Raw genomic sequence first — 18,374 nt, 5'->3', positions numbered from 1 at the left:
TTATTTCTCCTGTTTGCGCACGAAGATGGCACCCAGCAGCACCACCACGGGCACAAGCGCCAGCATCGGCAGGAAAGACCCGCCCAGATCATCGAACCCCAGTGCCTTGGAAAAGGTCCCGCGCGAGATGGTGACGAAATGGCTGGTGGGATAGATTTCACCGATCACCCGACCCATGCCGTCCATTGACGCAACCGGATCGATGATGCCACCATATTGCATCGCCGGGATAAGCGTCGCCATGAAGGTGAAGAACAGCGCCGTGACCTGGCTTTGGGTGAAGGCGGAAATCAGCAGGCCCAGCCCGGTGGCCAGCACGACATAGATCAGCGCCCCGAGCGAAAGCGCGAGCAGGCTGCCCTTGACCGGCACCCCGAAGACCACCACCGCCAGCGCCAACAGCAAAAGGTAATTCATGAAACCCAGAACGACATAGGGCACCTGTTTGCCCAGCAGGAATTCCAGCCGTCGCGCCGGGGTGACATAAAGATTGACGATCGAACCCGTTTCCTTTTCGCGGGCCACGGACAGGACGGCCAGCGTGGCCGGAATCAGCATCAGCAACAGCGGGATCATCGCGGGCACCATGGCCGCCAGGCTCTCGACATCGGGGTTGTAGCGGTAGCGCACCTCAAGCGTGAAGTTACCCGCCACCGCTTGATCGCCAAAGACCTGACGCATCTGCTCGGTCAGCCAGTGGGCGTGCATCCCCTGGATATACCCGCGCACCGTATCGGCGCGCATCGGCATGGCCCCGTCGAACCACGCGCCAATGGCGACGGGGCGGCCGCGTTCAAGATCCGCGGCGAACCCCGGCGGAATTTCCAGAGCCAGACTGATTTCACCCGCCCGCATCCGGTAGTCAAGATCGGCATGATCGACAAGCGGCGGTTCCTCGTCAAAGTAACGCGACCCGGCCAGGTCGTTGACATAGGATTGGCTAAGGATGCTCCGATCGAAATCGAGTGCCGCGAATTTGAGGTTTTCGACATCCATGGACACGCCATAGCCCAGCACGATCATCAGGATCACGCTGCCGAGGCTGGCAAGCGTCAGGCGGATCGGATCGCGGCGCAACTCCAGCGACTCGCGCCATGAAAAGCTCAGCAGCCGCGCCAGGCTGAACCCCCCGCGCCGCCGCCGGGCGGAGGTGGCGGGCCCGGCGGAAAGCTCTTCTTTCATCTCGGGCGCAGGCGGGGTATCCTGATCCTGCGCGCGTTGCAGATGGTGGACAAAGGCATCGTCCAGCGTCTCTGCGCCGACCTCCTCGCGGATCGCTTCGGGCGTGTCGCTTACAAGCACGCGGCCCTGGTGCATCAGCGAAATCCTGTCGCAGCGCGTGGCCTCGGCCATGTAATGGGTGGAGATGAAGATCGTCACGCCATCGTTTCGGGACAGATCTATCAGCGATTGCCAGAAGATATCGCGCGCCACAGGGTCCACCCCCGATGTCGGCTCGTCTAGGATCAGGATTTCGGGGCGATGGATCAGCGCGACCGCCAGCGACAGGCGCTGACGAATACCCAGCGGCAGGCGCATCGGCAGGCTGTCGAGCACGTCTTCAAGATCGAACCGCTCAGCGAGTTCCGCGATCCGCGGCACGATCTCTGCGGATGTCATGTCGAAAAGCTGCCCGTGCAGATCAAGGTTCTGCCGCACCGTCAGCTCGGAATAAAGCGAGAAGGATTGCGTCATGTAGCCGATGCGCTTGCGGGTGGCCATGTCATGGGCATCGACCTTGCGACCGTAAATCTTCGTGGTGCCGTCACTCGGATCCAGCAGCCCGGTCAGCGCCTTCATGGTGGTGGTCTTGCCGCACCCGTTGGAGCCCAGAAAGCCGAAGATCTCGCCCCGCTTGATGCGAAAGCTCACCTGGTCCACAGCTGTGAAATCGCCAAACCGCACGGTAAGGTTCTCGGCCTCGATGACGTTTTCCCCGTCGGACGCCGGATCGCGCGGCGGGATGCTCAGGTCTTTGTGGCGGCTGCGGTTTTCCTCGGGCAGAAGTGCGATGAAGGCCGCATCCAGATCAGCGGCACCGGTGCGTTCCAGGATTTCGGCCGTGCTGCCGGTCGCCAGAACCTTGCCCGCGTCCATCGCCACCAGGTGATCGAAGCGCGCGGCCTCTTCCATATAGGCGCTCGACACCAGCAGGCTCATATGTGGGCGATCAGCGCGGATTCGGTCGATCAGGGCCCAGAATTCGCGCCGCGACAGCGGATCGACGCCCGTGGTCGGCTCATCGAGAACCAGAAGGTCGGGGTCGTGGACCAGCGCGCAGCACAGGCCCAGCTTCTGCTTCATCCCGCCCGAAAGCTTGGCCGCCGCGCGGTCGGCAAACGGGGCGAGACCGGTCGCCTTGAGCAGTTCGTCGATCCGCTGCGCGCGTTCCTGCGCGCCCTCGCCAAAAAGGCGCCCGAAAAAATCGACATTTTCGCGGACCGAAAGCGTCGGGTAAAGGTTCCGCCCCAGCCCCTGCGGCATATAGGCAATGCGCGGGGCGATGCGCGCGCGATGCCCGGCGCGGGCCATGTCGCCCCCCAGCACCTCGAGCCGCCCTGTCTGCATCCGACGCGCCCCGACGATCAGCGCCAGAAGGCTCGACTTTCCCACGCCGTCCGGCCCAATGACGCCGACGGAACGGCCTGACGGCAGGTCGATCGAAACATCGTCCACGGCCAGGGTATTGCCATAGCGGAGCGAGAGCCCCTCGGCACGCACCGCAGGCATGGAATCGGTCATTCCAGCACCTTGCCCTGTGCCTCGGCCGGCCAGGGCGCGGTCGGATCAAGCCGCACCCAGGCGACGCCGGGAAGCCCGGTCTTGACCTGATCGAGGTGCTTTTGAAGGAGCTCCGGCGCGATCCTGGCCCGAACCCTGAACATCAGCTTCTCGCGCTCAACCTCTGTCTCGACCGTCTTGGGCGTGAACTGCGCCACGTCCGACACGAAGGAAACGCTGGCGGGGATGACGATGCCGGGTGCCGCATCCAGCAGCAAGCGCACCTCGGTTCCCAGCCCGATACGCCCCGCATCCGCCGTCGAAAGGAAAAACGTCATGTAAACGTCGTTGAGGTCCAGCATGTTGACAACGCGACCGCCGGCCCCCACGATTTCGCCCGCGCGCGCGACGATATATTGCACCCGCCCGGCACGCGGCGCTTTCAATGTGCTATCCTCGATCTGCACGTCGATCGCCTCGATCGTCGCCTGGGCCGCGGTCACCGCCGCCTCGGCCCCAATCACCGAGGCTTTCGCCGATGCGACCCCCGCCCGCGCCGCCGCAAGCGACGCCTGTGCAGAGGCAACCGCCGCCGCGGCGCCAAAGGCGTTGGCCCGGTCGATCTCGAATTGCCGTTCGGATGTGATGCTGTTCTGCGTCAGAGACTCGGAGCGCTCATACTGGCGCCGCGCGACATCCTCCTCCGCGCGGCGCTGTTCCAGAAGGGCCTCGGCCGCGCGTACTTCGGCCGCGCGCTGTTCGACAAGCAGCGTGGCGTTTTCCACGGCGATTTCAGCGCGGCGCAGTTCCGCCACCATCTGGTTGCGATTGGCCTGCAATTGCCGCGTGTCGAGCGTGGCCAGAGGCGCACCTGCCGTCACGAGCCCTCCTTCGTTCACAAGCACCGTGTCAATTCGCCCGGGCAGCTTGGCCGCAACGTCGATTTCGACCGCTTCGATCCGCCCGTTGCCGCGCGCGAATCCTTCCGCGTCCGTATCGGATAGGGTGCTTTGCCAGATCAAAAAGCCGGATACGGCGACAGCGATGACGATCGCGGCCATGATAACGGGTCTGTTTTTTGCCACTGGATACTCGCTTGTTGTGATGATTCGGGCGTGTTTTTTATTCTTGCGACGCGCCTGAACCCTAAATCATCCGCATGCGGTTTCACAACCGGATTGAACGGCGCATCCGTTACAGAACGATGTTGTCCACCCGTCCGAGCCGACCCCGGGCAAAGTCATAGGAAAGGCCCAGCAGGCCCAGAACTGAATCGATTTCGGGCTCATTTCTGGGCGCATAGACCATGACAGCCGTGGGCGGGATCATGCCCGCCGCAGCCATCGGATGTGGCTCTGCCCAGCCAAGATCGACGATCTTCGGCACCGCATCCTCTGGCAGCATCATGTGCAGGCTGCCGTCCTGCGGCGGATGGACATGGGCGAACTCGGTACCGATCATGAACGCCTCACGGCAGCCGCAGCCGCGCCCGTGTTCGAGGCAAAGTGCCTCGGCCCCCGGCACCGAGATCATCGAGGGCTGGCGGATGACAAAGGGAAAATCGAAGGCCCTGTCCTTGAAAGCGCGATATGACGCGGCATCAGGGTTCTGACTGATCTGCGTATGCGGGGCACAAGGCGTGGTGACGGGCCTTGGCCCCTCGCGCGGCGGGATATTCAGCATAACGGGGCCTCCGTGGGTGTTGTTTACGCCTGCCCGGTCAGTGCGGGCGTGTTGGCCAGCAGGAAATCGCGGACCGATTGTGGCCTTAGTCCGGTCAGCTTTTCCACGTCATCCGAGGCCATGTCGAGATTCCCCTTGGCAATGGCGACATCGAAGGACGAGAAGACATTCGCCATGAACTCCGGCAGGCCATTCGTGACCATCGCCTCAACCAAGGCGTCGCGCGTGATCGGGACGTAGGGGATCTCCTTGCCGGCAACTTGGGACAGTATCGCGGCGATCTCGGCATGGCCGACGGCCTCGGGTCCGGTGATGTCGCGCAGGGTCGATCCGATCTCGGACAACAGGGCCGCTGCGGCGGCGCGGGCGCAATCGGCGCGCGTGACATAGCCCGCCTTGCCGTCACCCGCCGCCGCGTAAAGCGCCCCCGCGCCAATCGCCTGCGCCCCGCTCATCAGCAAGAGATCGGCGTAAAGACAGTTGCGCAGGATCGTGTGCGGGAGGCCGGTCTGCTTGATCAGCGCCTCGCTCTCGCGGTGATCGGCGGCAAAGGTGATCGGGCTGCTTTCATCTGGATTGGTGAGCGACGTATAGACGATATGCGTTACACCGGCCTCCTGCGCGGCGGCGATTGCATTGCGATGCGCGGCAAGCCGCTTGCCCGGCTCAAGGTCGTCCGTCGAGATGATCAGCAGCCGCCCGCCACCGGCAAAGGCCGCGCCAAGCGTGGCCGGATCATTGAAATCGCCCGCCCTGACCTCAACCCCGCGCGCGCGCAAATCGGCGAGCTTGTCGGGCGTGCGGGTGATGGCGACAACGGGATTCGCGCCCTTCGCAAGCAGGTTCTCGACGACCTGACGGCCAAGCTGACCGGAGGCGCCGGTGACGATGAAGGGGCCTTGGATGCTATCGGACATCTTGTGGTTCTCCTTTTGCGTTTTCTGTTCAACCGAAGCGGAAGGCGCTTTCGACAGCGCCAAGAACGTGATCCTCCAGCGTCTTGCGACCGATATCGTTGCCCGCCGCGCCCACCACGATATGCAGTGGGATCAGATGCTCTTCGCGCGGATGGGCATCGCGACCGCCCGGTGCGTCTGACCAGTGCACGAGCCTGCGGTTGCGTTCCTCGGGATCGGGACAGGTCATCACCTCGGTCAGCCAGGCGTCGAACGCGCCGCCAACGACGGGGCCGCGCGGCCCGCCACGCAGGCTTTGCATCAGCACGCCCATGTTGTGATAGGTGTTGCCGCTGCCGAGGATCAGCACGCCATCATCGCGCAGGGGGGCCAGGGCCTGACCGAGCGCAATGTGGCGCGCGGGGTCCAGATCGCTGGCAACCGACAGCTGGACGCAGGGAATGTCAGCCTCTGGAAAGGCGACCTTGAGTGGCACAAAGACGCCGTGGTCAAAACCCCGTGCGGCATCCTTCGCGGCGGCAAGACCGGCGGCGCGGATCAGGTCATGCACGCGATCGGCCAGCGCCGGATCGCCGGGGGCGGGCCAGGTCAACTCGTAGGTATGCGGCGGAAAACCGCCATAGTCGAACAGAAGCGGCGGGGTGGGACTTGTCTGCACGGTAAACGCGGGTTCCTCCCAGTGACCCGAGATCACCAGAAGCGCCCTGGGGCGCTCAGGCAGTGTGCCCGGAAGATTCTCCAGAAACTGCCGGTGTCGGTCCCATTCATCGGGCGGAGTCCAGTCCATGAAGAAGCAGGGGCCGCCCCCGTGGGGAATGAAGAGCGTGGGCTGGCGGGCCATGTCCGATTGTCCCTCCCGGTTGCCAAGGTAACCCTCGAGTGCCTGTATCAGGAGGTGTAATAGTTGAGTTATGGAAAAAATTAAAGTAGGGACGATAAAGTAACCATCTGGGAAGGAAGCGCACAGCGATGTCCAAAACGCCGCCACAGTGCCCGATGGATGCGATCCTGCGGCTGCTCATGGGGCCGTGGACCACCTACATCATCTGGGTCCTGAACGATCAGGGGCCGCAAAGGTTCGGGGTGCTGAAGCGCTCTGTGCCGGGGATATCGACCCGAATGCTGACCGAGCGTCTGCGGATGCTGCAAGGTGCCGGGGTCATCTGGCGCGAACAGGCCGAGACGATCCCGCCTGCGGTCACCTATGGCTTGACGCCACGCGGGAACGACCTGCGAAGCGTTCTGGACGCACTGGGAACTATCGCGGAACGCTGGAAAGCTGAGGGGGTGTTTCAGGACGATGACTTGGGCGCTGTTTGACTGCGCCAGCCCGAAAAACGCGTGCGTTTACCAGCTTTGGGCGGTGCCGATTCATGACGGTTGTGTTTGTGAGCTACGCAGCGCCGCTCGGCTTTTGCGAATGACAGTTGATGGACCTGTTGGACGCCTTTGAGCGCGGCCAGTCATGTTGCGCTGTGCGATCGTTATCACGTTTTGGAAGCAGGTGATCACCATGAGAGAAAGTAAAGGTGCCGATGTGCTCAGAGGGGCCAGGGAGGTCTTTTTGAAGTGCGGCTTCGAAGGCGCCAGTGTCGATGCCATTGCCGAACAAGCCAAGGTTTCGAAGGCGACCCTTTATGCGCATTTCTCAAGCAAAGACAGGCTCTTCTTAAGCGTTTTACGAGCTGAATGCGACAGACTTTCTGAAGAAATCTGCCGTCCGCTTTCAAACCTGGGCAATGCACAAGATGCCCTTGAAGAGCTCTCGCGGCGCATGATCGGGCTGGTCATGGATGAGGGTTACATTCGTCTCCTTCGTGTTTGCATCGGCGCGGTTCCGGTTCTGCCGGAGGCAGGCGAAATATACATGGATGCAGGCCCAACGCGCGCTATCACACACGTCGCGCAAATACTCAAAGACTTGCACGAAACGAAATCACTGAACGTTGAAAACGTTCAAAACGCCGCCAGTCAGTTCATTCACCTGTCCATCTCCGACGTCATCATGCCGCGATTGCTGGCCGTCGACCAGCCTGTCGATGCATCTGAGCATTCAAAGAGGGCGGTTGACGCTTTTCTGGCGGTATATGGCCGACGCAATGACTTATAGCGTGGGAGGCCCAAACTTGCCTTCTGGTGCTTCGACAGGTGCCATGCCGCGCCTCAAGGTGACTGATCCGGTTGAACACTTGACCCAGATGGTGCCGGACACTAGCTACCCTAGCATATGCACCGACCGGACGGTACAGTTTTGAGTGAGCACATGACCCCAGCAGAAACCAGAAGCGCGTCTCGCAGGATACTGTCTGCTGCGCGCGCTATCGCCGCGCGCGCAGGTGCGGGAAAGATAACGATCGACGCGGTTGCAAAGGAGGCGGGCCTCAGCAAGGGGGGCGTGCTTTACAATTACCCGACAAAGAAGGCCCTGCTCTCGGGGCTGCTCGATGCGATGTTGGCCGAACATCGGGAGCTGCTGGACAGCGTGCCGGAGCGGCACCCCGCGCGAACCCTGCGTGGGCATCTCGAAACGGTTCTGCAATCGCAAGAGGTGGATGATGACCTGTCGATGGCGATCCTCGCGACAGCGGCGTCAGATCCGCAACTGCTCGATCCGCTGCGGGGAGAATTGAGCGACGACATCGGGCGTATCCTGTCCGACACACAAGACCCGCAGGGTGCCATGGTGGTTTTTTGGGCGATTCAGGGGGTGCGCTTCCAGAAACTTCTCAAGCTGCCAGACGGCGGGGCGGATCTCCGTGGTCGCGTCATCGAAAGATTAAGGACCCTGATCGATGAACTCGAATAGAATGAAGCAGAGCTGGAAACGGATCGCATCGGTTACCGTGATCGCGGCTGCGGCGCTGCTGGTTTTGTCGGTGTTTCCGGCGCTCCGGACCGATGTCCGGGCCCAGACAACGACTGACGCGACAAAGCCTGCGGCCGAAACCAGCGAGGGGGCTGAACACGACCGGAAGGTCACAGTAGAAGTGACCCGAGCAACAAGTCGCACCGTCACGCGTGGCCGCACCGTTGCCGGGCGGGTCGCGCCAGCCCGCACCGTAGACATCGCTTTCCAGGTTTCTGGACAGGTCCTGCGCCTCGAGGTGGATCCGGGCGACAAGATCAGCGAAGGCGATCTGATCGCGGAACTCGATCCGGTCGATTTCGAACTTGCGGTGGATCGGGCGCGGGCCGCCTTTGACCTGGCGAAATCCGAGCTCGAGCGCGCGAAGAGCCTTGCCGAACGAGGGGTTGCGGCCGAAGCGCGCTTCGAAACCGCCCGTGCCGAATACGCGCAGGCCGAAGTTGCGCTGCGCGAGGCCGAGCGGCGCCTCTCACAGACGCAGATCATCGCGCCTTTCGATGCAATCGTGGCGCGCACCTTCATCGAGGAATATGTCAACGTCACCTCCGCGGCGCCGGTTGCGCGTCTTCAGGATGTCAGCGAGATGCGGATCATGATCTCTCTGCCGGAAGAACTGGCGGCGGTCGCACGCAGCGCACCCGACGCCTTTGATCTCGTGGCAAGTTTTCCAGCCGTGCCCGGCTACACGGCTCCGCTCATGCTTCGGTCCTTTGCAACCGATGCTGACCGCACGGCGCAGACCTACGATGTGGAATTCGCCATCACGGGCGATGTCGACTCGCGGCTTCTGCCCGGGATGACGGCCAGGGTGCGCCTTTCAAATGCGGCGGCCGAATCCAGTGCACAATCTGCCATGGTCCCCGTGTCAGCGATCGATACCTCTAGCCGAACCGAGCCTTCGGTCTGGATTTACGACGAAGAGTCGGGGCAGGTCAGGCGCCGGACCGTGCGTCTGGGCCTTCCCGTCGATAACGAGATCGTGGTTCTGGAAGGTCTCCAAGGCGATGAACTGGTCGTCTCCGGCGGGTGGTGGCGGCTTCGCGACAATCAGACCGTGACGGTTGCGGGGCTCTGATCCCGCCCCCTTGACAGGACACGAACAAATCCATGGCATTCAGCATTTCCGGCGCAAGCATCCAGAGGCCCGTGGCGGTCTGGCTCCTCATCCTTTTTTGTCTTTTGGGCGGGTATTGGGGGCTGAACACCGTGGGCCGCCTTGAAGACCCGAGTTTCACGCTCAAGACCGCGCTCGTGTTCGTGCCGTATCCCGGCGCGACAGCAGTCGAGGTCGAGGAAGAGGTCTCGGACGTCATCGAAAACGCGCTGCAGCAGATGAAGCAGCTTGACCGGGTCGAATCGAAGTCGATGCCGGGCATGGCGCAGATCACGGTCGAGATCGAGGGCACCTATGGCCCGGATGAGATTCCGCAAGTCTGGGACGAGATGCGGCTGCGCATCAGCGACGTGCAGGACGACCTACCCCAGGGCGCGCGCGCACCCATTGTCAACGACGATTTCGGCGATGTCTACGGCATGTTCTACGCGGTAAAAACCGAAGGTCTCAGCCCGCGCGAGGAGCGGGATCTGGCCACGCGATTACGGCTTGGGCTGGTGACCGTCGACGGCGTTGCGAAGGTTGAGGTTCAGGGCCTTACGGAAGAGACGATCACCCTCTCGATCCCGTCCGCGCGCCTGACGGAATTGGGCCTGCCGCCAAACCAGGTTCTGGGCGTGCTGAACGATGAAAACCTCGTTTTCAACAATGGCGAGATCACCGAGGGCCCCGCCCGCATCGGCCTGTCCGTTCCGCCGGGTTACGTGACCCCCGAGGGGATCGAACAATTACGGCTTGGCGCGGCCGGAGAGGTCGGACAGGTTGCGATCCGTGACATCGCCCGCGTCTCCCGCGACGAGGCGGAACAGCCGAGCCAGGTGATCCGCCACAATGGCACGGCAGCCTTCACCCTCGGGGTTTCGGCGTTGACGAACCGCAACGTGGTCGAAGTTGGTTCGGCGGTCGCGGCCCGGCTTGAGACGTTGAAGGCCGACTTGCCGGACAGCGTCGAGATCACGCCGATCTACGAACAGCACGTCGTCGTTGACGAGGCCGTCTCCAGCTTTCTCCTGAGCCTTGCGATGTCGGTCGCCATCGTTGTCGGGGCGCTGATGATCACAATGGGCTGGCGCGCCGGCCTGGTGGTCGGCACGACGCTCGGGCTCACTGTGTTCGTCACGCTGTTCTTCATGTCGGTCTTCGGGATCGCGATGGAACGGATCAGCCTTGGTGCCCTGATCATCGCGATGGGGATGCTGGTCGACAACGCCATCGTGATCACCGAAGGAATGGTGATTGGCATGGCGCGCGGAAAGAGCGCGATAAAAGCTGCGGCCGAGACCGAAAGTTCCACGTCCATTCCGCTGCTTGGAGCCACCGTGATCGGGATCATGGCCTTTTCCGGGATCGGACTTTCGCCGGACTCCACCGGCGAGTTTCTGTTCTCGCTCTTCGCGGTGATCACCATCTCGCTGCTGATGAGCTGGATTCTGGCTGTTACGGTCACGCCATATCTCGGCATGCTGCTGCTCAAGGCGCCAAAAAAAAATACCTCGGATGATCCCTACAAGGGCGCGTTCTACGCGATCTATCGCGGGTTGCTCTGGCTCGTGCTGCGCGCGCGTGTGCTGGTTGTGCTTGTAATCGTGGGAATCACGATTGTGTCGGTGATGGCCTTCGGGCAGGTCAAGCAGGCCTTTTTCCCGGCGTCAAATACCCCGCTTTTCTATGTCGAATTCCAGATGCCGCAAGGGACCGACATCAACGTCACCGACCGTGAAATGAAACGGCTCGAACAGTTGATCCTGTCTGAAGACAAGGTGACCGACGTGACGACCTTGGTGGGGCGCGGCGCGAGCCGATTCATGTTGACATACAACCCGGAGCAGGCAGATGCCAGCTATGGCCAGCTTATCGTTCGTGTGGCCGACGCCGAGGCGATCCCGGCTATGGCCAATCGATTGAATCGTGATCTGCCGGCCGAATTTCCCAACGCGCTCGTCCGGGTCGAAGAGCTTGTCTTCGGCCCGCCCTCCGGTGCCGATGTGGCGGTCCGGTTCTCTGGTCCCGATCCGGTCGTTCTGCGCCAACTCGCCGACGATGCATTACGGATATACGAGGCCGCCGGCACAATTACCAACCCGCGCACCAATTGGCGCCAGCGCGAAATCCTTGTTGAGCCGATCGTCGATGAGTCGCGCATGCGGCTGGCCGGGGCCACGCGCAGCGCGATTGCCGATACCGTCCGCTACGGAACGTCGGGCTTGCGAGTCGGTGAATTGCGCGAAGGCGACGAGGTCATCCCGATCCACCTGCGGCTGCCCGCGACCGAACGGGACGGGGTTGACCGCGTTCGGGATCTGTCGGCCTGGTCCGATGGTGCTGGCACCTACGTTCCCATGGCCAACCTTGTGGAACGGTTCGAGCCGCGCCTCGTCGAGGCGCTGATTCACCGGCGCAACCGCGAACGCACCATTACTGCCCTTGGCGGTGCACGGGCGGATCTCACCGCCGATGAGGCCTTCAAAAGCGTGCGGGCCGAGATCGAGGCACTCCCGCGTCCCGACGGCTACAGCATGGAGTGGGGTGGCCAGTATGAAAGTTCAACCGACGCCCAGACCAGCCTTGGCAAACAGCTTCCCCTAGGCTTCCTTGTCATGCTGACAATCTCCATTCTCATGTTCAACAAGGTGCGCCAACCCCTCATCCTTTGGCTTGTCGTGCCAATGTCCGTGACGGGCATGGTGCTCGGGCTGCTTTTCACCGGCCTGCCTTTCACCTTCACTGCTCTGCTCGGCTTCCTTTCGCTGTCGGGAATGCTGATGAAGAACGCGATCGTTCTGGTCGAAGAGATCGACGTTCAGCGCGCAGAGGGTGTGGCGGATTACAAGGCAGTGATTGACGGTTCGGTCAGTCGTCTACGCCCTGTGGTGCTCGCCGCAGGCACGACGATCTTCGGCATGATACCCCTGCTGCCGGATGCGTTTTTCGCGTCTATGGCGGTGACGATAATGGGTGGCCTCGCGTTTGCCTCGGTGCTGACCCTTGTCGCCGTGCCGGTACTTTACGCACTTCTTTTCCGTATCCGTCCACCAAAAGAAGAAAGCACCGACTCGAAAACCGGAACAGCCTCTGGTTGAAGTGGTTCATGCTTCAAGTAGGTAGGGATCACCCTTGGAACAAAATGCCTTTGTAGAGTAGCGCCAGCTTCTAAATCGTGGCGAAGGCAGGCGATATTTTCTTTAGACCATCAACATTTCTTGCTTGCGCAAGGGTCAGCTACGCCCGGAAAAGAGAATGTTGCCGCAAAGCGGTCCGTTCGTTAAACGCAAAAGGCCCACCAGTGATGGTGGGCCTTCCGGTTGAATTCTCTGTATCAGTTCGCGCAGGCGCGGATGGCTTCGATGTCCGGCCCATTGGGTGACCGACCCAGATTGAAGGGGGCGGACGCATCGCGCCATTTGGCGTAATCGGCCAGATATTCGAGCTGGCTGAGATAGACCTTGGCCGAGGCGGGGTTTTCGCAGGCGGTCTCGATGATCACCTCATTGGCGAGTTCCTGCACGCGCGCCAAGGTCTCGTCGTCGTAGCGGGTGATCTCGATGCCAGCGTCCTTGAACTGCTGATAGGCCTCGGTGGCGCGCTTTTCGGTGAAGGAAAGCGACCAGATCAGATTGGCCTGAGCCGCGATTTTCAGATCCTCCTGCGTTTCAGGAGAGAGCGCATCCCACGAGGCCTTGTTGATCATCACGCCAAAGACCGAAGCCGATTGGTGCCAGCCCGGAGTGGCCCAGAACTTGGTCACCTGATGGAAGCCGCCTGAATAATCAACATTGGGGGTCGAGAATTCTGCGCCGTCGATCACGCCGCGTTCTAGCGACTGATAGATTTCGCCACCGGCCATGGAGACCTGATTGCCGCCGAGTTTTTCGAGCAGGCGACCCTGTTCCAGACCGGACAGGCGCAGGCGTTTGCCTTGCAGATCCTCAAGGGTCACGATGGGCTCATTGGTACGGAAACCGGATTCGTTGTTGGTCACGCCGTAGGGCAGGTAGACCATGCCGAATTTGCCGTAGATCTCGTTATAGAGATCGGCACCACCCCATTGTTCGATCCAGTTGACGTAGTCGATGGCGTTGAAGAGGCTGGCGGTGGTTGCCAAGGGGGAGAACGCCGAATCGCGGCCTGCCCAATAGCCCGGCCAATCCCCGCCAGCCTGAATGGTGCCAGATTCCACTGCGCCAAAGACTTCGCCTGCGGGCACAAGCGCGCCTCCCTCGAAGAACTCGATGGTCAACGCGTCGCCGGTCAGCTTGTTGGCGAGGTCGACGAAATGCTTGTCGATCTCGATCAGCTCCAGAGAGCTGGGCCATGTGGTTGTCATGGTCCAGCTTTCCTGCGCGGCAGATTGCGTCGCAATCCCTGCGGCCAGAGCGAGGCCGGTTACGAGAGTAATCTTCGTCAGCATGGGTAGTCTCCTTGTTTACTTGGTGTAGAGCGTCTCTGGTAGCCATGTGACCAGTTGCGGAAAGATGGCTACACCGAGGCACATGATCAGGATCAAGCCAATGAATGGCAACACCCCGATGATGATCTGTGAGGTTTTGACCGACTTGGGCGCGATAGCGCGCAAATAGAACAAGGCATAGCCAAAAGGCGGCGTCAGAAACGAGGTCTGCAACACCACCGACATGAGAACAACAAACCACAAGAGGCTGACATCCATCTCTTGCACGATGGGCAGAAAGATCGGGAACGAAAGCAAGACAATCCCCGTCCAGTCGAGGAAAGCGCCCAAAATGAACACGATGAACAGCATCATCGTAATGAGCATCCACGGCTCCATATCCATGCCCCGGATGATTTCCTGAGTGGCGCGCAACCCGCCGGTGATGTTGAACACGCCGGTAAAGGCGGTTGCTCCGATCACGATGAAGAGGATCATCGCCGAGGTGCGCCCGGTCTCCAGCATTGCGCCGTAGAAGCTGATCCATCTGAACTTGCCGCGAAAGATCACGATCAGCAGCGCCAGCATGGCCCCGATGGCAGAGGCCTCTGTTGCCGTGGCTATGCCCGCTAGGAGCGAGCCGAGGATGCCGAGGATCAGCACCAAGGGCGGTACGGCCTCAATCGCCAGCATCTTGAGCAGGGCGCTGCGGCTGACCTTTTCGTCCGACTCAACGGCGGGGGCCATATCGGGGCGCACGAAGGCCACGATCACAACCCAGACGGCGTAGAGCAGTCCGAGCAATATGCCGGGGATCATTGCACCGGCAAACAGTTCGCCCACCGAGAGCGGTGAGTAGCTGGCCATCAGGATGAGCATGATCGAGGGCGGAATGAGAATGCCGAGGCAGCCCGAGGCCGCGATGACGCCGGTGGTGAGCGTCGGGCTATAGCCATATTGCAGCATCGGGCGCAGGGCCATGACGCCCATCACGGTGATCGAGGCGCCGATGATGCCGGTGGTCGCCGCCAAGAGGATCGAGATGAACACGACCGCCAGTGCCAGACCGCCGCGCACATTGGACATCATCAGCCGGAGGGATTCGAACATTCGGTCGGTGACGCCGCTGTCCGAGAGAAACCGGGCCATCAGCACGAACAGTGGAATGGCAATCAGCGTGAAATTATCCAGCACATCGCCGAAGATGCGATTGATGACGATGCCCAGCACCATCGGCTTGCCCGCGATCAGCGCACCCAGAACGGCGGTGCCGCCCAGCACAAAGGCCAGCGGATGGCCCATGAAGAGGCCAAGCAGCAGCAGGCCGAACATGCACAGGGCGATGACTTCAGGCGTCACTGCGCACCTCCTGACGATTGAATACGAGTTTCAGAACCTCTGCGATCCCCTGCAACAAGAGCAGGGCCGCCGCCGCAGCCATCGCCATCTTGAGCGGATAGACGGGCAATTGCACCGAGCCATAGGTGGTTTCACCCTGCGCATAGGACCGCATCGCAAATTCATAGGAGCGGGTTGTGAACACCCAGGCGAAGGGAAAGAAGAAGATCAGATAGCCCAGAGCATCGACAATACGGGCCGGGGTCTCGGACAGATTGGCGGTCAGCAGATCCACCCGCACATGCGCCTGATGCCGCAGCGCATAGCCGCCGAGCAGCACAAAGTAGAAGCCGAACATCTGCTTTGTGACGTCAAACGCCCAGCGGGTCGGATCGTTGAGCACGTAACGCATGAATACGTCATAGATGATGAATGCCGCGAACACGATCGCCACCACAGAGACGATTCTGCCGACGGTTTCGTTAAGCCCGTCAATGGCGCGAATGATCATGGTTTCCTCCGCCAGTATGTGTCAGCATACTATCCGGACACGGGCAGGATACAAGGCGAGGAATTGAGAAGAAGAACTATTTTAGGATTGCAGAAAGACACGGTAACTACTCACGGTTCGTTAAGCCGGTGAGCGTCACTCGGCTCGCTTGACGTTTTCAAGCGGCTTCGGTGCAGGCGAGTCGGGCTTTTGTATTAAACATCGGGCTGAACGCTCCACGAAGATAGAAGCCATAGCTTCATATCCAAGCAACCAAAAGGGTAGGTAAAGCACCCAATCATCAAGATCTTGATCGTGCCTAAAATCACTTGGACCCGCTAATCGTAAGTGGCGGAATTCCCCGCCATCCAGTCTTGTACTCTCCGTGGATATCGAGCAAAAAATGGCATTTACCTGAGTCCAGCCGAACGGTTCTCCATCGGCGTATGCACTTGGCACCTTTACCGGCGGACAGGAACTGTCAGGCCTCTGTGGGCGGTTCGGAAATCATCGTCCTCAGGTTTGTCTGTACCAGCGCCGCTCTTCCAGAAAGTGCAAGTTGTGGGTCGAACGCACCGCCAGCGCATAGGGCTGACCACGATCCTCCAGCATGTGCGGGAACCCATAGTCCGAGCTATAGACCACATGGGTGAGGACAAAGGCGCTTGGCGCCCCCTCACCCAGCAGCTTTTCTGTCATTTCGCAGGCCATGGCCGACTTTGTGGCAAATATAACGTTTTCCGGCACACGCGCCTTTATGCACCGCTACAACTCGTTGGCCCAGTCCTTCGGCAGGTAAAGCCGCCGATCAAGCAGTGCGTGATTCCCGCGGCTGGCATAGGCGGCGAATACACCGATCTGGCATTCTCAATCCGGTCTGCCGTACCGGAATACTGTCGACCAACACCGACGGAGTGAGCCTCCTTCTTCAGAAACCTGGTATCATCGATGACCAAAACCCCATCGAGATCACCGAGCGCCTTTAGGCGCGTAGCTTCGAACCCGCCCAATCCGAAACGGAAATGGCACAACCATCCGATCAGAGAGAGTTTAATCTGAGGTCGTTCAAAACGCAAATTCTGTGGTTGCCGCCCGTCAGGCAAGAAGTTTCTGACCCCAGGGGCGTGTGATCGAGTCGTCTAATCGCAGCCAGAATTGCAAGCATTTTCTTTGCACCACCGGGCGTTGGACGGCGGGAGGTCGGTCTTCAGGTCATGCGTGAGACCAATGCGCCTGAGGCTCCGAGTGCGCGTCGTCGAAACGTTTGCCGGGTCAGGGTCGTCTTCGCGGTCGACACGTCGGTCGCCGCATGATGGGTCTTCGCGGAGGAGCCTTCCAATGTGCGAAACGCACTCAGCTGTTTTAGCTGGTGCAACTCGATCAGCGGAATGGCTCGACCTACGTCCCGGCAGGGACGCCTTCGCGCGCTCGCGACTTGAGCGCTATTGGTGACGTGTCAGGTTGCGGCCTTTGCGACCCGCACGAACGGGGTGTCATCCCGGAGCATTGCATGCATTATGACTGCGAGTTTTCGAGCCACCACGACGGCAGCGCGTTTGAAGCCGATGCGTCCCTTGAGTTTCAGCCCCCATGTCCGCAGATCGCTGTCGGCAAGACTGCGGGTCAGAATGACCGTTGCCGCCTCATAGAGAAGGCTTCTCACATGGCGGTCGCCGCGCCGGGATGTGTGACCGTCGTAGTCGACTTCCCCGGATTGGTATCGCCGGGTGGTCAGGCCCAGCCAAGCCCGACAGAGAGGTGGTTCGGTTGATCTGAACAGGTTCCGGGCGTTTTCTAAGTGGTTTTCCGCCTTTTTTATGCCGCTACCGCCTCGGGCATTGGCTGGTTGAAGTAGGCCTGATCGGGGGTTTTCCCGTCAAGCGATGAATTCGGGCGTCGGCTGTTGTAGAAGGCGAGATACCGTCCGATTCCGGCCCGGGCCTCGGACACGCTGGCATAGGCCCGCAGGTGGACCTCCTCGTATTTGATGGTCCGCCAGAGCCGCTCGACGAAGACGTTGTCGCGCCAGGCGCCCTTGCCATCCATGCTGATCTTGATCTCACGGGCGGCCAGCACCTTGATGAAGTCGGTGGATGTGAACTGCGATCCCTGGACGCCCTTCTAAGTGTCAAGCCGCGATTTGAGCCTGATTGATCTGTTTGTGACGTCGCGCGATGATGTTGAAGACTTCACGTGCGATGTATCGTTTCAGGCACCGAATAGCTTCCAGCTTTGAATGGCCTTGAGCTATTCGTCGCGCAACGTATTCCTTTGTCTTCGAATCCAGCCGTAACCGCCCAATTGCGATGATGTGGAGTGCGCTGTTCGCGGCTCGGTCGCCACTCCGGTTCAATCGGTGTCGTGTTGTTTTCCCCGAGGATGCAGGAACTGAGCTGACGCCGCACAAAGCAGCGAAGCTGGCTTCGGATCTGAGCCGTTCAGGATTGTCGCCTGCGGTCAGCAACAATTGAGCCGCGCTGGTAAAGCCGATCCCGCTGCATGCAATCAGATATCGGGCAAGGTCAGTGACGATTGCTTCGATCATGTCGTCCAGATCGGCGACCTCATCGTGCAGCTCAAGGTATCGACGTGCTAGCGATTTGAGCGCAATCTTGTAAGATTCTTCGACATCCCGAAACCCTGTCAAATCCGGACGCCAAGCTGCCAGTGTCCTGATCAATTGCATGCGGGTCATATTGCGCAAAAGATCACGTAGACGGTCAGGTGCGCAGATGATTGTGGTTTGGATGATCTGCAATGCAACCCGCCGGGCTTGAACAGCCGTTTTGCGGCAAACCCTTAACAGGCTGCTGAAGAAGTCAGCCTTGAAGGACGTTATTCTTCCCCCACGGTTTGAA

The 18,374-nt window shown here is 60.7% G+C and carries 16 protein-coding genes and 2 pseudogenes; 5 read left to right on the top strand and 13 right to left on the bottom strand.

The window, feature by feature from the left end; translation table 11 throughout:
* The 5 genes from rbbA to ROSMUC_RS16210 form a co-directional block, all read right to left on the bottom strand.
* Entirely contained in the window at positions 1–2,742 is a 2,742-nt protein-coding gene (gene rbbA, locus ROSMUC_RS16230) for a ribosome-associated ATPase/putative transporter RbbA (protein ID WP_008282865.1), read from the bottom strand.
* On the bottom strand, positions 2,739–3,782 hold the full coding sequence (locus tag ROSMUC_RS16225) for an HlyD family secretion protein (protein WP_008282863.1): 1,044 nt from the start codon (positions 3,780–3,782) through the stop codon (positions 2,739–2,741). Before ROSMUC_RS16225 ends, rbbA begins: the two co-directional genes overlap by 4 nt.
* 133 nt (positions 3,783–3,915) lie before the next feature.
* Positions 3,916–4,404 carry a luciferase domain-containing protein gene (locus ROSMUC_RS16220; RefSeq protein ID WP_008282862.1) on the bottom strand — a complete coding sequence of 163 codons (489 nt, stop codon included), beginning with the start codon at positions 4,402–4,404 and terminating at the stop codon, positions 3,916–3,918.
* A 23-nt stretch (positions 4,405–4,427) separates the two neighbouring features.
* Complete coding sequence (locus ROSMUC_RS16215) at positions 4,428–5,321, bottom strand: NAD(P)H-binding protein (protein ID WP_008282861.1); 894 nt, start codon at positions 5,319–5,321, stop codon at positions 4,428–4,430.
* Positions 5,322–5,349: 28 nt separating this feature from the next.
* Complete coding sequence (locus ROSMUC_RS16210; RefSeq protein WP_008282860.1) at positions 5,350–6,162, bottom strand: DODA-type extradiol aromatic ring-opening family dioxygenase; 813 nt, start codon at positions 6,160–6,162, stop codon at positions 5,350–5,352.
* Positions 6,163–6,290: 128 nt separating this feature from the next.
* Between ROSMUC_RS16210 and ROSMUC_RS16205 the strand changes: the two genes are divergently transcribed.
* The 5 genes from ROSMUC_RS16205 to ROSMUC_RS16185 all read left to right on the top strand — a co-directional run bounded on the left by ROSMUC_RS16205 (position 6,291) and on the right by ROSMUC_RS16185 (position 12,381).
* On the top strand, positions 6,291–6,641 hold the full coding sequence (locus ROSMUC_RS16205) for a winged helix-turn-helix transcriptional regulator (protein WP_037275416.1): 351 nt from the start codon (positions 6,291–6,293) through the stop codon (positions 6,639–6,641).
* Between the two features lie 193 nt (positions 6,642–6,834).
* Positions 6,835–7,431, top strand: coding sequence for a TetR/AcrR family transcriptional regulator (locus ROSMUC_RS16200; protein WP_232279252.1), 597 nt, complete (start codon positions 6,835–6,837; stop codon positions 7,429–7,431).
* A 153-nt stretch (positions 7,432–7,584) separates the two neighbouring features.
* Positions 7,585–8,127 (top strand): TetR family transcriptional regulator, encoded by a 543-nt coding sequence (locus ROSMUC_RS16195; protein WP_008282857.1) that lies wholly within the window; start codon positions 7,585–7,587, stop codon positions 8,125–8,127.
* On the top strand, positions 8,114–9,262 hold the full coding sequence (locus ROSMUC_RS16190) for an efflux RND transporter periplasmic adaptor subunit (protein WP_102106002.1): 1,149 nt from the start codon (positions 8,114–8,116) through the stop codon (positions 9,260–9,262). The genes ROSMUC_RS16195 and ROSMUC_RS16190 overlap by 14 nt, the downstream gene beginning before the upstream one ends.
* A gap of 32 nt (positions 9,263–9,294) precedes the next feature.
* Positions 9,295–12,381: an efflux RND transporter permease subunit gene (locus ROSMUC_RS16185; protein ID WP_008282855.1), complete on the top strand. Its 3,087-nt coding sequence runs from the start codon at positions 9,295–9,297 to the stop codon at positions 12,379–12,381.
* Positions 12,382–12,617: 236 nt separating this feature from the next.
* Here ROSMUC_RS16185 and dctP read toward each other — a convergent pair whose 3' ends face one another.
* The 8 genes and pseudogenes from dctP to ROSMUC_RS16145 all read right to left on the bottom strand — a co-directional run.
* Positions 12,618–13,709: a TRAP transporter substrate-binding protein DctP gene (gene dctP, locus ROSMUC_RS16180; protein ID WP_008282854.1), complete on the bottom strand. Its 1,092-nt coding sequence runs from the start codon at positions 13,707–13,709 to the stop codon at positions 12,618–12,620.
* Between the two features lie 15 nt (positions 13,710–13,724).
* The gene (locus ROSMUC_RS16175; protein ID WP_198133619.1) at positions 13,725–15,047 is read right to left on the bottom strand and encodes a TRAP transporter large permease; all 1,323 of its coding nucleotides are present in this window, start codon (positions 15,045–15,047) and stop codon (positions 13,725–13,727) included.
* Positions 15,037–15,537 (bottom strand): TRAP transporter small permease subunit, encoded by a 501-nt coding sequence (locus ROSMUC_RS16170; protein WP_008282852.1) that lies wholly within the window; start codon positions 15,535–15,537, stop codon positions 15,037–15,039. The genes ROSMUC_RS16175 and ROSMUC_RS16170 overlap by 11 nt, the downstream gene beginning before the upstream one ends.
* Positions 15,538–16,032: 495 nt before the next feature.
* On the bottom strand, positions 16,033–16,227 hold the full coding sequence (locus ROSMUC_RS21605; protein ID WP_008282851.1) for a hypothetical protein: 195 nt from the start codon (positions 16,225–16,227) through the stop codon (positions 16,033–16,035).
* A 44-nt stretch (positions 16,228–16,271) separates the two neighbouring features.
* Positions 16,272–16,472 carry a transposase gene (locus ROSMUC_RS21600; RefSeq protein WP_425442833.1) on the bottom strand — a complete coding sequence of 67 codons (201 nt, stop codon included), beginning with the start codon at positions 16,470–16,472 and terminating at the stop codon, positions 16,272–16,274.
* A 500-nt stretch (positions 16,473–16,972) separates the two neighbouring features.
* Positions 16,973–17,260 (bottom strand): annotated as a pseudogene (locus tag ROSMUC_RS16155) (transposase); the annotation flags it as partial.
* A 71-nt stretch (positions 17,261–17,331) separates the two neighbouring features.
* Positions 17,332–17,628 (bottom strand): annotated as a pseudogene (locus ROSMUC_RS16150) (transposase); the annotation flags it as partial.
* A gap of 16 nt (positions 17,629–17,644) precedes the next feature.
* A partial coding sequence (locus ROSMUC_RS16145) for an IS110 family transposase (protein ID WP_052115425.1) occupies positions 17,645–18,374 on the bottom strand: 730 nt, incomplete at its 5' end.

The organism is Roseovarius mucosus DSM 17069 (genome assembly GCF_000768555.3).
In the GTDB taxonomy this organism is placed as follows: Bacteria; Pseudomonadota; Alphaproteobacteria; order Rhodobacterales; family Rhodobacteraceae; genus Roseovarius; species Roseovarius mucosus.
This window is presented reverse-complemented; position numbering and strand designations above follow the sequence as displayed.